Consider the following 14,028-nt stretch of genomic DNA (forward strand, 5'->3'; position numbering starts at 1 on the left):
TGCGGCCTTGGCCTACGGGTCGGTCAACTCCAGTTGTCGGTCGAAAGCACACCGTATCAGGGGAAAATCAACCCTGCAATGCTTGTCCAATTCTACCAGATTGGCGGGTGCTCGTCTCCCCTCTCCGTCGCCACGCCGTCGCTGTGCATCACTTCGAGAGGGACTCGCAACCACCTCGCTTTCATCCCGTCACCCAGCCTAAAGGCTAGGGTGCGGGGCTTTCGCGAAAGAGGCTAACGGCTGCAAACGAGTTGCTGGCTTTCTTGCTCTAATAGTTGTAAGAGCTTGTCGTCGCCGCGATCGCGCGCACTGGCCATCCGAGCCGAAAGACGCTTACAGAGGTTTTCTTGGTGAACTTGATTCAGTTGAGAAAACTCCAAGTTGTTCATCGATATCACTGGGGCCAACCGTTTGCGGCTGGGGCGTTCCACGGTTTCCACGCCACCGTTGGCCGTGGTGCGGTAGGGGACACCGCGATAACTGAGATCGGCGACGGGTTGCGTCATCGTCATGTGCCGAGGATAGCGCAGAGGATAGGACTGACCCCGATAGGTAGCGAGGATTTCGCTTTCAGTCATTTCCAGGGATGGGGGGGTGTGTTCGTAAGGAACACCGCGATAAGAGAGTTTCATAAATTCCTAAATTTCTAAATGTCCGTGACAACAACGAAAAAAAAATGATGCGGTCGAGATTCCGCTGCCGAAATCTGGACTAAGCCAGATCTTGAATTGAGCTTATATTCTGTATCTATTTTAACACTTTTCCAAAAAAGATGTCAAAGAACCCAGATATAACTGGAGCCAGCCCCGACCGGTCGAGAGCCAGTCTGGAGCGATCGCCCCAGGGGATCATCCTCGGGGATCACGGTTCAGGGTATGCTAGAAAGACCCTTGTCTAGCAGTAGCCAGGCGAAATAAGACACCCACAACAGCCCAACTCCTGATCAGACGAGGGTTTTGTCGCTGTCAACTGTCAACGGTCAACTGCCATCAATTGCCACCTTGCGACCTAAACAGCGCTCATGATGCGCGATTCCCAATCTCAGCCTCGACCCTCCCAAGCGAACCTGCGAGATCCCCGCTCACCCTGGCCCCGTCGCCCTGTGTCGCCGCGCCTAAAGACCCTGCGTCAACTGCGGCGACAGCAAAAACAGCGCGTCCGGCTGCTGTTAATTCCTCTGGCCGTGGGACTGTTTGCGGTGGCGATCGCCCTTCCGGTGCAATTTCTCAGACGCAACCCAAGCCTTGACACCCCCCCCAGTCGCGATCGCCTCTCCGAGTACCTCACCTCAGAACCCCAGCGAACCCGTCATCGAGATAACCCCTTCATCGAGAACAACCTCCGCGATCGCCCTCCCGAAGTGCGCGCCCTCCTCGACACCATCGCCTTCGCCGAAGGAACCCACGACGACCTAGGGTATCGCACCCTCTTTACCTTCGATACCTTTCGTAGCTACCGAGATCACCCCCGTCGCGTTCGCTGCGCCTCCCATCACGGCTATCGTCTCTGTTCCGACGCCGCCGGCCGCTATCAAATGATTAGCAGCACCTTTGACAGCGTCGCCAAACGCCTGCAACTCGATGACTTTTCCCCCAAATCCCAAGACTTAGCGGCTGTCGAGTTAATTCGTTGGCGAGGGGGACTCAGCAAAATCGAACGCGGTGACTTTGACGGAGCGATCGCCGCCATCCGACGAGAATGGGCCAGCCTCCCCGACTCAGGCTACGGACAACCCCAAAGCAGTCGAGAAGAACTCAGAACCATCTATCAACAACGGCTTAACTACTATCAAGACGCTCAAGACCGACCAAGCCGATAACCCCAAAAACTTGACAAAATCATAGATTTGTGGTATATGCGATGCGTTGCCCAACCCGTCGCAGTGAAGCGAGACTTAATGGTTCAACAGATCTTCCTTCTGCACCGTACTCGGCGCGCCCGAATAGACCACACCGCGCTGAATATCCAACGTCACGATCGCCCCTTCACGAATTAACTTCGTCGCGTTCTTCACCCCCAAAATTGCCGGTTTCCCTAACTGAGAACAAATAATCGCCGCGTGACTGGTTAAACTCTCCTCCTCCGTCACCACCCCAGACGCCTGCTTAATCATCTCAATAAAACTCGCATCCGTGTAAGTCGTCACCAAAATCTCCCCAGGATTAAAGTTTCCCACCATCGACGCCGTCGGCGCCACCCGCGCGGGGCCACTGACCACCGCCGACGACGTACCGACCCCAGTTCCATGACCTAACACCGACGTCACCACACCGACTTTGACCAAATCCGTCGATCCCGAAACCCCCTGAAGGGTTCCCGCCGTCATGACCACCAGATCCCCCTCATCCACCAAATGATTCTCTAAAGCCACACTAATGGCCGCATCAAAGGTTTGCGAGGTCGAAGGTAAACTGAGAATTAAGAGCGTTTTCACCCCCCAAACCAGTTGTAACTGACGCGCCACATTCACATGAGGCGTCACCGCCAAAATGGGCGCTTGGGGCCGGAACTTGGAAACATTGCGAGCCGTTGAGCCACTTTTCGTCAACGTCATCACCGCTGAGGCTTCAAGTTGAGCCGCAATTTGGCCCACCGCTTGACTAATCGCATTGGGAATCGATCGCCCCGTATCATCAACCCCCGTCACATTCTGAACAATGCGATCGGCTTCAATGCGCGTCGCAATCTGAGCCATCATGGCCACAGCCTTCACCGGAAACTCACCCACCGCCGTCTCATTAGACAACATCACCGCATCGGTTCCATCGAGAATCGCATTGGCCACATCGGAAATTTCCGCCCGAGTCGGCCGGGGACTATAGACCATACTATCGAGCATCTGAGTCGCCGTAATCACAGGAATCCCCAGGCGATTGGCCGTAACAATCAGGCGTTTTTGCAAAATCGGGACCTCCTCAGCCGGAAGTTCAACCCCCAAGTCTCCCCGGGCCACCATCACCCCATCACTGAGAGAGAGAATTTCCTGCATCTGTTCGATCGCCTCATGTTTTTCAATTTTGACGATCACAGGAACCGACTTCCCAGCGCTAGCGATTAACTCCTTAATTTCCAGGACATCTTGAGGATTGCGGACAAAACTCAGGGCCACCCAATCCACGCCGCGATCTAAGCCAAACATCAAATCTTTGCGATCTTTGTCGGTGAGGGCTTTTACCGAGAGACAGACGCCGGGGAAATTCACCCCTTTGTTATTCGATAACTTCCCACCGACCACCGTTCGACAATAGAGTTCCCCAGCAGCGGGATCGACTTTCTCGACGCGCATTTCCACTCGTCCATCATCGAGGAGAATCGTTGCGCCTTCGGGAACCTCTCGGGCCAGGGGTTCGTAGGTAATCGAGGACATGGTTTGATTGCCCTCCATGATGTGACTGGTGAGGATGAAGGGATCACCGTCTTTGAGGACAATCGAGTCTTTCTCGAAACGCCCCAAGCGAATCTTAGGTCCTTGTAAGTCTTGCAGAATCCCCACCGGCTGATTCAGTTCAAAGGAGGTTTGACGAATCAGGCGGATGCTACGTTGATGGTCGTCATGGGTTCCGTGGGAAAAGTTGAGCCGTAGGGTGGTCGCCCCCGCCAAAATCAACTCCCGCAGCACTTCGGGTTTACTGGTGGCGGGTCCAATTGTGGCGACAATTTTGGTGCGGCGCAGGGGGGGACGTGGTTGCATGAACTCTCACTCTCAACAAATGTAGTGCTGATGACTCGGTCGTTGGCGGGTCGATCGCCAAGTCATATTGATGGGTAAATGGACTGTCAATGATAGCCTGTCAGGGGCTAATCAGCATAGTCTCTCACGATCTTGGTGCGAATCGATCGCCAGATTCAGAGGCCGCCATCGGCTTAGGACTTGGGATCACCGAGCGATGGGGCAGACTGGGATGGAGGAGACTGGGAGATGGATTTAGGAGAAATTCGCCAACGCAAGCCCAACACGGTTAGGGTCAACAGGAGTAGCAGCAGCGATCGCGCCCCATTTTCCCAACTCCGAGACAGTTCCCCGAAGTAGTGAGACCCTAGGGCCAGGGTATGAAGCACGGCTAACCCCAAGGCGGGGACGCTCAGCAAGTGAATTCGTCGCCAATGGCGGCCGAGGGCGGTTTGCAGTCGATTGGTGCTGGTGAGGGCGGCGGGGGTCATCAGCAGCAGGGCCACGATACCAGCCCAAAGTCCCCAACGGTGCTGAGGGATCATAAAGGCGATCGCGGTTAGGTTCCAGTCTAGGCTATGGTCGAGCATATGCCCTAAATGAGCCAAGCTGAGGACGAAAGCCGCCACGCCAATCAGACGACGATAGCGTAGGGGACCGTCCCAGATGCCACTCAGGGGACGAGCAGCCAGGGCTAACATCAGCAAGAGTAAGGCACTATGGCCCGTTAGATCCACCATGGCATCGGTTCGGAGTAGGGTGAGAATGCCGATGCTGAGAGTAACCCAACCCCCCAGGCGGAACAGTTGACTACGACGGTTAGCACTGAGTCGAGCGGCGGATAGTCCCACCCCGATCATCATCGGTGTGGTTCCCAAGCCAAAGGCCAGCATGGCCAACCCCCCGATAAGGGGATCTCCGGTTTCGGCGGCTTTGAGTTGCGCGGTGTAGAGAAAGCCACAGGGAATCAGTCCCCAACACATCCCCAGTAGTAGCGGTACGCCTCCATGATTTTGGAAGGAGAGATGATTCATCCAGCGACTGAGGCGATCGTGGATATTGCCCTGGAGGGGATGCAGCAGGGGAAGACGAGGTAAACTCTCGGGGTTGATTTGTCGTAATCCGAGGAAGATTAAGAGTAGGCCCGTGACGATGGCGATCGCCTGACGCATTCCACTCCCAACGCCGGCCAGTTGTCCGCCAGCCACCAGGGTTGAACTGACGGCCCCCAGCAATAGTCCCACGCTGGCATAACTGAGGATTCGTCCTAGGTTGAGCCAGAGATGGAAACGCCAGGGTGCTGCGGTTTTCCCTTGTCCTAGGGAAAAGGCCACGGTCAAAGGACCACACATCCCGACGCAATGGCCAAAGCTACCTAAGAAGCCAAGCAGGGTCAGAGGGAGGAGTTCCAGAAGTTGGGCAAGGTCGGGATAGGGCATGAACAAGTATGACGGCGTGTCTTTTGGCTTTTAAGGAGAAATTTGCAATAATGACCTGGATTTAGGACGGTTTAGGTTGATCTAAGTTTACTCGTTTTTGGGGTCTCTGCATCGTCAATTGTTAGAATTTAAAGCTGAATTTCAGCACATTTTTTGATGGTTGTCTTTCTGTTTAAATAATTGAAATTAGGCTTTTTTTGCCTAATTTAATTTATTTATTTGGCAGAAGTCTTGTATTTTTCTATTCCCTCGTTTGTCCCTCGTGACTTGGCTCTAGCCAAGTCATGCCCCGAGGAGGCTCTGCCTCCCCAGGTACATCGGAGATAGAGTTATCGGGCAACCCAGGAGGGGAAGCCACCCCTAGCCTCTCCCTGGAGGGGATTTTTGCCCCTACGGTTATCGGTTTAATCGGCGCTAAATTTTCCAGATCGCCCTGAAACTTAAAGACCCGCAAAAAATTTGTTGTAATTTAGGAAAATTGATGATGATTGCATCTTGGGACATCTGCCAAAATTCAGGAGAAAACTGTCAGTTAGAAGTCGCTCATTTAATTAAAACTGATGGAAATGTTGGGGCAACTTTTCACCTCGAACCGAATCATAATCCTCGCTCCGGTGAACCGGCGCAAACTTGGTTCGCCTTGACCCAATCGGGAGGTGAGAGTGTGTCCTTAGATGAGTGTGATTGTCAACTTGAAGTCTTCCGAGGGGGCGATCGCAGTCAGGCGATCGCCACCCCAACCCTAACGGCGATTTCCGCAGAAGGGTATGAGGATATTCCGGGGGCTGAGGTGATATTTCCTGAAGCGGGGGTTTATGACTTAGTTTTAACGGGGTCTCCGCAAAATTCCGCTAATTTTGAGCCATTTAGTCTTAGTTATAACGTTACAGTGCGTCCAGGGAGAGCGACAGCGGAGGTTACTTCTGAGACGGAAACCCGAGAAACTGCAACCTCTGAAACGCAAGCCGTCGCTTCGGGGGAGGGCGTTGACGAGACAACGGGGTTAGTCTTTCTAGGAGTCTGGGGAGCGATCGCCGTGGCTGGAGTTGTCGTCTTGGGAGGATGGGCCTGGAAACGGTTGCGATCGCAGTAACCCCTTAACTGGCCGGCGTATGAGCCACTCCAGCGACATGGGGGCTAACGATAGGAACATTCAATTCAAACTCTTGGAGTTGAATGTCTGTGAACCCAGCTTGGGCGATCGCCTCCCCAGTCGTGCGATTGAGATGACAGCCATCAAACACCCGTTTCCAAACTGGATTTAAGCCATTTTGGAGTCGATGCGTCCAGGTATTCGCGTCAGCGGCGACATGTTCGAGAAAAACAAACTGTCCTTGGGGTTTGAGAATACGCTGGATTTCCTCGAACACGCGATCGGGATCGCTAACGGAACACAACACATGGGTACTCACCACCGCATCCACCGAGTGATCCGCCACCGCTATCGATTCGGCACCACAGGTTTCGATGCGTTCAACCTGAAGTCCCTGTTCTTCGGCTTCTTGCTCCAAATATTGCTGCATGAAAGGATTAGGTTCAACACCAATCCATTCAATATCCTGGGGATAGTAGCGAAAATTAGCCCCAGCTCCCGCCCCAATTTCAACGACTCGTCCTTGCAGTTGTCCCACTAATGTTTGTCGAAGTTGGGCTAAGTTCGCACAGCTCGGATGATGCTTTAATTCAATCGTTCGTTCATCAGCGTCGGTCATTTTCGACATTTGCCAAGCGAATAACCGTTGACCCACTTGAGAGAGAGGGGAGAGTTGCATAGAGGGGTATTTAACTCAATCGTTAGTATTTGTTCTAGTTTAAAACATTTTCTTGAAACGGGTCGAATTGGGGCTGAGATGTTCATCATCCCGCGTATTTTTGTCAATGGATCCGGTTGATGGATCCGTTGGATTCAAGGCCCCTAAATTAGACAACCCCATGAGACCCCGGCCGAGCAACTTAAAAAAACTTAACGATAAAACTTAGCCTAACACCTTGAAATTTTGGGGAAGCGATCGCACCATCGGTAGTGTCAGAGCCAGGGACGATAGCCGCCTTCAGTCCCCCTTCCTGAACGTTCATCCCTCGTCATGTCATTCGACCCTAGTCAGCACGAAGGACAGCCTCTGGTTCGACATCAAGAGTGCTGAAGCGGATTCCCCAACGGCTGTTCTTCAATCAAATCCCTATGATGATCTTAAAATCAATTTGGCGTTTTTGGACCAACCCGTGGCATCACCTCTGGCATCAACGCATCTTTTACGGGGCGATCGCCGCGATCACTGCCGTTCTCGTGTTTGGGATTCACTCATTTGTCCTGAGTCAACAACCGGTTCAAGTGAGCATTCTCATGCAGGCTCTCGAACGAGCGCAATGGGAACCCATCGTCGAACGCTTTGAAGCGGAAAATCCCGACATTGACCTAGAAATTGTCGAGGGTCCCAACGCCACCAACCTCGTCGAAGACCTCTATACCTCGGCTTTCTTGCTCGGTGACTCCATCTACGACCTCGTCTATATGGACATCGTCTGGACTCCCAAATTTGCCGCCGCCGGTTGGCTCGAACCCCTCGATGATCGCGTCAGCGACGAAGACCTCAGCGCCTTCCTAGAAGGCGATATTGAGGGAGGACGCTATAACGGCGAACTCTATCGGATGCCGTTCCGCTCAGATGCGGGAATGCTTTACTATCGCAAAGACTTACTCGAAGAGAACGGGTTTGACCCCCCAGAAACCACCCAAGAGTTAATCGAGATCTCCCAAACCCTGCAAGAACAGGGTGACGTGGAATGGGGCTATGTCTGGCAGGGACGACAATACGAAGGCTTAGCGGCTGTATTTGTCGAAGTCCTCGAAGGCCATGGCGGCTTCTGGGTGAATCCCGAAACTGAAGAGGTGGGGTTAGATGAGCCTGAGGCGATCGCGGCCGTGGAGTTTCTCACGGGCACCATTGACAAGGGAATTTCTCCGACGGGTGTCACCACCTACCAAGAAGAAGAGGCCCGACGCTTCTTCCAGAATGGTCGAACGGTGTTTATGCGCAATTGGCCTTATGTTTGGCCCCTCGCGAACGAAGACGACTCCGCCGTTCAGGGCAAGATTGCCATTAAACCGATGGTTCACGAGGCGGGATTCAGTGCCGGTGCTTGTCAAGGCGGTTGGGGATTGGCTCTCGTCAAAGATAGTCCCCACAAAGAAGAAGCCTGGCGGGTGATCGAATTTATGACCAGTGAATCGGTGCAGAAGCAGTTTATTCTCGACACCGCCTATGTCCCGAGTCGGCGATCGCTGTTTAATGATCCCGAGATTGTCGCCAAATATAGCCACTATCCCGACTTGTTAGAGGTGCAAGAACAATCCGTCTTGCGCCCCCCCATTGCTCAATATGCCCAAGCCTCAGACATTCTGCAACGGAACCTCAGTTCCGCCCTCACGGGTCGTCTGAGTCCCCAAGAAGCCATGGAACAGGCTGCTGACGAAACTCGCCGTCTCTTGGGCCGGGTCTAACCGGGATTAACCGGCTTTCAACCCGTTTCTTGTTCTTTACTCCCTTAAATCTATGGCAAAAAGTAATATGCGTACTCGCCAGCAACTCACCGGATGGGTGCTGGTGTTACCGGCTCTACTGGTTCTATTTCTCGTCTATGCCTACCCCATCGGACGGGCCTTTTGGCTGAGTTTGTTTACCCAGAACTTAGGGACAGAACTCGAAGCCGTTCCGGCTGGGTTCAGCAATTATGTTCGTATTTGGGGCGATGGCGCGTTTTGGAATAGCATCTGGAACACGACGGTATTTACGGTTGTGGCCTTAGCCCTTGAGTTAGTCTTGGGGATGGCGATCGCCTTGGTGCTTAACCGCAGCTTCCGAGGACGAGGCCTGGTGCGGACTATCGCTATTATTCCCTGGGCCTTACCGACGGCGATTATGGCCCTGGCCTGGACTTGGATTTTTAATGATCAATATGGGGTCGTCAATGATATCTTGATGCGTTTAGGATTCATTGACAGCGGCGTTAACTGGCTCGGAGATCCCACGCTAGCGATGGTATCGGTGATTACAGCCGATGTCTGGAAAACCACGTCTTTTGTCAGTATTCTGCTGTTGGCGGGGTTACAGTCGATTCCTGAAGATCTCTATGAGGCTCACGCCATTGAAGGAGCCAGCCCCTGGCAGAGTTTCCGACAAATTACGCTCCCGCTGGTGATGCCACAAATTTTGATTGCGGCTCTGTTTCGTTTTGCCCAATCTTTCGGGATTTTTGACTTAATTCAAGTCATGACTGAAGGGGGACCGGGTGGTGCAACGGAAATGGTGGCGTTGTATATCTATGCGAATGTCCGCCGCTATTTAGATTTTGGCTATGGTGCGGCGTTAGTGGTCATTACCTTTCTGATTTTAATTGTCGTGGTGGCGATCGCCTTCTATGCCCTTGAACGAGTCCGCAAGTCAGCCGGAGCCGAAATTTAAGGTTGGGCTCTTCCCCTGTTCCGGTGTTCCCTATTCCCTGTTCCCTTCTTTTTTGACCATGACAACCACAGAATCTCAACCTCAATCCCAAGGATTTGAATGGAGTACGCTGATCTTACCGATTTCAGTGTTGCTCGTTCTCGCCTTTAGCCTCGGTCCAATGATTTGGCAGTTCTTGACCTCGATTAAAACTAACGAGGCGATCGTGTCCATTCCCAATGTCTATTTACCGAGTCCCGATCAGCTCACGGGGAGTCATTATAGTGATTTGTTTGCACGTCGTCCCTTTCATCGCTATATCTTGAACAGTGCCTTTGTTGCCTTTGTTTCAACTTTACTCTGTCTCGGATTTGGCGCCCCGGCTGCCTACGCCCTCACTCGCTTAAAAATCCCCGGAGAGCGTATTATTCTCTCGTTGGTGCTAATTATTACCCTGTTTCCCTACATTCTGCTTTTTCTGGGTTTACTCGAACTGGTGCAGTTTTTTGGTTTGGGGAATAACTATTTGGCGTTGATTGTTCCTTACACCGCGATCAACTTACCGCTGACGATTTTGGTGATGCGGAGTTTCTTTCAACAGCTTCCCAAGGACTTAGAAGACTCGGCAAAAGTCGATGGTTATGGAACTGTGGGAATGCTTTTGAAAATTGTCTTACCGATGACGCTTCCGGCGATGGTGACAACGGGGATTTTGGCGTTTATTTTTGCCTGGAATGAGTTTATTTTTGCCTTGACGTTTATCACCCGAGATGTTATGAAAACGATTCCAGTGGCAGCGGCCCAATTGGGAGGCGCTTCGATTTTTGAAGTCCCTTATGGAACCACCGCAGCGGCCACCGTCTTAGGAACCGCACCGTTGGTCTTGTTAGTGTTGTTCTTCCAACGTAAAATCGTCCAAGGGTTAACATCAGGAGCCGTTAAAGGGTGAGCGAATCGGTGGCGATCGCCTTGGGGAGTAATTTAGGTGACTCCCGAGGTATTTTAGAGGGGGCGATTGAACAGTTGCGATCGCCCCTGTGGGAGTTACAGCCGTCTCATTGGTATCGCACCCGTGCCGTTGGCCCCCCGCAACCGGACTATCTCAATGGTTGTGTCATCGGTAAAACCGCCTTAGAGCCTCTGGAACTGCTCCAGAGGCTTTTCGACATAGAAAATCAATTTGGACGGGTGCGACGAGAGCGCTGGGGGGCGAGGACGTTGGATTTAGACCTACTCCTCTATGGCGATCGCATCCTCGATTCTCCTCAGTTACAGGTTCCCCATCCCCGTCTGAGGGAGCGTCCCTTCGTCTTGGTTCCCCTGGCCGAAATTGCCCCGGATTGGCCCGATCCCGTATCGGGTTATTCTATCAAGGAGTTACAAGAGGCGTTAAACTGTTCTGATGTGACTCGAATCTCTTAAGTTGCGTTTATCTCACGGTCATCTCCTATGTCTTTTGGTCAAGAATCCCCCGAAATACTGAAAAAACGCCTCTTCTTTGGGGGTCGTAAGTTTGACTTTGAAGTTAACCGGTTGCGCCTTCCCAATGGGGCTGAAGGGGACTGGGAATGTATTCGTCATCCGGGGGGAGCCTTGGCGGTTCCGGTGACGCCAGAGGGGGAACTGGTGTTAGTGAAGCAATACCGGTTTGCGGTGCAAGCTCGTATTTTGGAGTTTCCCGCCGGAACCGTCGAAGTGAATGAAGATCCCGCTGAGACGATTCGGCGCGAGATTGAGGAAGAAACCGGCTATCGAGCTAATCAATGGCGCAAGTTGGGAGAATTTATCCTCGCGCCGGGATATTCTGATGAGATTATTTATGCTTATCTGGCTCAAGGACTTGAGATATTAGAGCGTCCTCCGGCTCAGGATGAGGACGAGGATATTGAAGTAATTTTAATGCGTCCCGAGGCGTTGGAAGACGCGATTTTAGCGGGTGAACCGGTGGACTCGAAATCGATGTCTAGTTTCCTCCTCGCCAAGCCATTTTTATAGAATTGGGCGGCTTGCGATCGCCCGATCATGGTTCTAACTCTCTTAACTCTTCACAGGTTTTAATAACAAACTATGACTGACTTAGTTTTATTTTGGCATCGTCGAGATTTACGGATTAGCGATAATGTCGGATTAGCGGCAGCTCGGAACCATAGTGCAAAACTCATTTCTCTGTTTTGTTTTGATCCCAATATTTTAGGGCGGGATGATATTGCGCCAGCTCGTGTTGCTTATTTATTAGGGTGTTTACGTAACTTAGAGCAGCACTATCGTCAGATTGGCGGGTGCTTAGTATTTGTTCAGGGAACCCCGGAGATGATTATAGGTAAGTTTGCCCAAGAACTCGGGGCAAGCGCCGTTTATTGGAATCAAGACGTTGAACCCTATGCACGGGAGCGCGATCGCCGGATTAAAGAACAATTAACGGAGCAAAAGATTGAGGTTTATGACCTTTGGGATCAACTCTTACATTCACCGGGAGAGGTTTTAACGGGAACCAGTAATAACTGTAAACCCTATACCGTCTATACTCCCTATTGGAAGAATTGGAGCCGTCAGCCGAAAGCTCAACCCGTCGCTACTCCAGAGCGATTAGAGGAGTTAACCGCAGCTGAGGAACGGACTTTGGAAGGTTTGGGGGCGATCGCCTTACCCACTTTATCAGATTTAGGAGTGTCCTGGGACGGTCCGTTTATTTTAGAACCCGGTGAAGAAGCCGCTAAAATACAACTCGAGGCATTTTGTCAGCAAGGCATTTATAGTTATGACGAACAGCGAAACTTTCCCTTTAATGACGGAACCTCTCGCCTCAGTCCGGCGTTGAAATTTGGTGCGATCGGTATTCGGGAGGTCTGGGCTGCAACTGAAACTGTAATGGAAACAACGCGCAGCGATGAGAGTCGAAATCACATCTTTTCTTGGCAACAGGAATTAGCCTGGCGCGAGTTTTATCAAACGGTGATGTACTTTTTCCCTGAACTGGCTGCGGGTCCTTATCGCCAACCCTGGGATCGCTTTCCCTGGGAAAATGACGAAAGTAAATTTGAGGCCTGGTGTCAGGGGAAAACTGGTTTCCCCATTGTTGATGCTGCCATGCGACAACTCAATGAGACGGGATGGATGCACAACCGCTGTCGCATGATTGTCGCCAGTTTCTTGACCAAAGATTTAATGATTAACTGGCAATGGGGAGAGAAGTATTTTATGCAAAAGCTCATTGATGGGGATCTGTCGGCCAATAATGGCGGCTGGCAATGGAGTGCTTCAAGTGGTATGGACCCCAAGCCATTACGCATTTTTAATCCGGCCAGCCAAGCCAAAAAATATGATTCTGAGGCTGAGTATATTCGACGCTGGTTGCCCGAAATTCGCAGTTTGGAGACGAAAGATTTAGTCACGGGAGACATTTCACCGTTAGATTGTGAAGCGTGTGGTTATCCTCAGGCGATCGTCAATCACAATGAACAGCAACGGCTGTTTAAACAGATTTATAAAGATTTGAAGGGTTAAGTGATGTTTGAGACAACCTAACCAATCCGATTAATCCAGCTTTGGATAGCATTGGTCAAATTGGCCTGTTGGGGGGGGAAACCTTGCAGGGGAGGATCAAGAGGACTATCGGTAATCCAACTGATTTGGAAGCGATCGCTGATTTGTCGACAGAACTGGACTAATTCCGGATAGGGGTCACAGTGGTCTAAAATCAAGGCCAGATGGTTTTTCTGGAGTTGGGCTTTCAGGGTAGGGACGAATCGTTTAAGCTGACTAACGTGAGTTCGGGCTAAGCCGAACTCACGTTCACGTATTAAGCTTATTAGCTTTTAACGAATTAGACTCAGGGCAAATTTATTTTTATAGAGCTTTTTGCATTGACAGGGCTTACTATAGCAGTCCTAAATCAGTTTTTTCTTGGTATTTCATTAAATCTCTCAATTCCAGTCGGACTTTTTCCTGATTGAGTCCATTTATTTTTGCAATATCAAAATAAATGTATCATTCTTTTTTGAATAGCAGATAGCATCACATAAAATCTGGATAATACACTCTTCGATATAGACATTAAAATTACAAAATTACACAATTCCATTTCAAGTCGTCATTTTACAATCTCAATCTCTATATCAATTTCATCTATTTTTATTAACAATTCATACGATTTGACGATTGCAGAAAATAGATCTGTTTCTTTTAGTGCAGAGTATGCTAGTAACTTTAAATCACCTGTTACAGGTTCCTTTAAATTGGGTCTTCTGGGTTCAAGGTGATCAGAGGAAATTATGGCGGATTATATCCCTTACTGTCGGGGCGAAAAATCTCCTCCTGGGAGGGGTTAGGGGTGGGTTCCCCGACAATTTTGTATCGAATGCAACCCATTCCACCCTATATCCTGAAGACCCTTTAAATTCCAATTATCATCAAATATCCCAAACGCAAATTCACTAAGTATTGCTACGATTTGGCTGGTACGTTAGAACTTTATTTC

Annotated in this window: 13 protein-coding genes; 8 read left to right on the top strand and 5 right to left on the bottom strand. The window is 50.9% G+C overall.

Features of this window, described 5'->3' with window-relative positions; all coding sequences use genetic code 11:
* Positions 1 to 233: 233 nt before the first annotated feature.
* On the bottom strand, positions 234 to 632 hold the full coding sequence (locus tag R6U67_RS16100; RefSeq protein WP_410253490.1) for a DUF4278 domain-containing protein: 399 nt from the start codon (positions 630 to 632) through the stop codon (positions 234 to 236).
* A 389-nt stretch (positions 633 to 1,021) separates the two neighbouring features.
* Here R6U67_RS16100 and R6U67_RS16105 point away from each other — a divergent pair, with 389 nt between their 5' ends.
* Complete coding sequence (locus R6U67_RS16105; protein WP_410253491.1) at positions 1,022 to 1,819, top strand: glycoside hydrolase family 104 protein; 798 nt, start codon at positions 1,022 to 1,024, stop codon at positions 1,817 to 1,819.
* Positions 1,820 to 1,894: 75 nt separating this feature from the next.
* Here R6U67_RS16105 and pyk read toward each other — a convergent pair whose 3' ends face one another.
* Both pyk and R6U67_RS16115 read right to left on the bottom strand, forming a co-directional pair.
* Positions 1,895 to 3,691 (bottom strand): pyruvate kinase, encoded by a 1,797-nt coding sequence (pyk, locus tag R6U67_RS16110; RefSeq protein ID WP_410253492.1) that lies wholly within the window; start codon positions 3,689 to 3,691, stop codon positions 1,895 to 1,897.
* A 173-nt stretch (positions 3,692 to 3,864) separates the two neighbouring features.
* Positions 3,865 to 5,109: a sulfite exporter TauE/SafE family protein gene (locus R6U67_RS16115; RefSeq protein WP_410253493.1), complete on the bottom strand. Its 1,245-nt coding sequence runs from the start codon at positions 5,107 to 5,109 to the stop codon at positions 3,865 to 3,867.
* Positions 5,110 to 5,590: 481 nt separating this feature from the next.
* On the opposite strand from R6U67_RS16115, the gene R6U67_RS16120 reads away from it, so the two are divergent.
* A complete protein-coding gene (locus tag R6U67_RS16120) occupies positions 5,591 to 6,202 on the top strand; it encodes a hypothetical protein (RefSeq protein ID WP_410253494.1) in 612 nt (203 codons plus the stop codon).
* Between the two features lie 4 nt (positions 6,203 to 6,206).
* Here the strand turns inward: R6U67_RS16120 and R6U67_RS16125 are convergent, their stop codons facing one another.
* Positions 6,207 to 6,881 (bottom strand): class I SAM-dependent methyltransferase, encoded by a 675-nt coding sequence (locus tag R6U67_RS16125; protein WP_410253495.1) that lies wholly within the window; start codon positions 6,879 to 6,881, stop codon positions 6,207 to 6,209.
* 413 nt (positions 6,882 to 7,294) lie between these two features.
* Here R6U67_RS16125 and R6U67_RS16130 point away from each other — a divergent pair, with 413 nt between their 5' ends.
* The 6 genes from R6U67_RS16130 (at position 7,295) to R6U67_RS16155 (ending at position 13,055) form a co-directional block, all read left to right on the top strand.
* Positions 7,295 to 8,611, top strand: coding sequence for an ABC transporter substrate-binding protein (locus tag R6U67_RS16130; protein WP_410253501.1), 1,317 nt, complete (start codon positions 7,295 to 7,297; stop codon positions 8,609 to 8,611).
* 52 nt (positions 8,612 to 8,663) lie between these two features.
* Entirely contained in the window at positions 8,664 to 9,572 is a 909-nt protein-coding gene (locus tag R6U67_RS16135) for a carbohydrate ABC transporter permease (protein ID WP_410253496.1), read from the top strand.
* 58 nt (positions 9,573 to 9,630) lie between these two features.
* Positions 9,631 to 10,500: a carbohydrate ABC transporter permease gene (locus R6U67_RS16140; protein ID WP_410253497.1), complete on the top strand. Its 870-nt coding sequence runs from the start codon at positions 9,631 to 9,633 to the stop codon at positions 10,498 to 10,500.
* A complete protein-coding gene (folK, locus tag R6U67_RS16145) occupies positions 10,497 to 10,973 on the top strand; it encodes a 2-amino-4-hydroxy-6-hydroxymethyldihydropteridine diphosphokinase (protein ID WP_410253498.1) in 477 nt (158 codons plus the stop codon). The genes R6U67_RS16140 and folK overlap by 4 nt, the downstream gene beginning before the upstream one ends.
* Positions 10,974 to 11,000: 27 nt before the next feature.
* The gene (locus R6U67_RS16150; protein ID WP_410253499.1) at positions 11,001 to 11,546 is read left to right on the top strand and encodes an NUDIX hydrolase; all 546 of its coding nucleotides are present in this window, start codon (positions 11,001 to 11,003) and stop codon (positions 11,544 to 11,546) included.
* A gap of 72 nt (positions 11,547 to 11,618) precedes the next feature.
* A complete protein-coding gene (locus tag R6U67_RS16155; RefSeq protein ID WP_410253500.1) occupies positions 11,619 to 13,055 on the top strand; it encodes an FAD-binding domain-containing protein in 1,437 nt (478 codons plus the stop codon).
* Positions 13,056 to 13,072: 17 nt separating this feature from the next.
* Here R6U67_RS16155 and R6U67_RS16160 read toward each other — a convergent pair whose 3' ends face one another.
* On the bottom strand, positions 13,073 to 13,360 hold the full coding sequence (locus tag R6U67_RS16160) for a hypothetical protein (protein WP_410253502.1): 288 nt from the start codon (positions 13,358 to 13,360) through the stop codon (positions 13,073 to 13,075).
* Between the last annotated feature and the right edge of the window lie 668 nt (positions 13,361 to 14,028).

This window comes from Sodalinema sp. (assembly GCF_046483825.1).
Lineage (GTDB): Bacteria > Cyanobacteriota > Cyanobacteriia > Cyanobacteriales > Geitlerinemataceae > Sodalinema.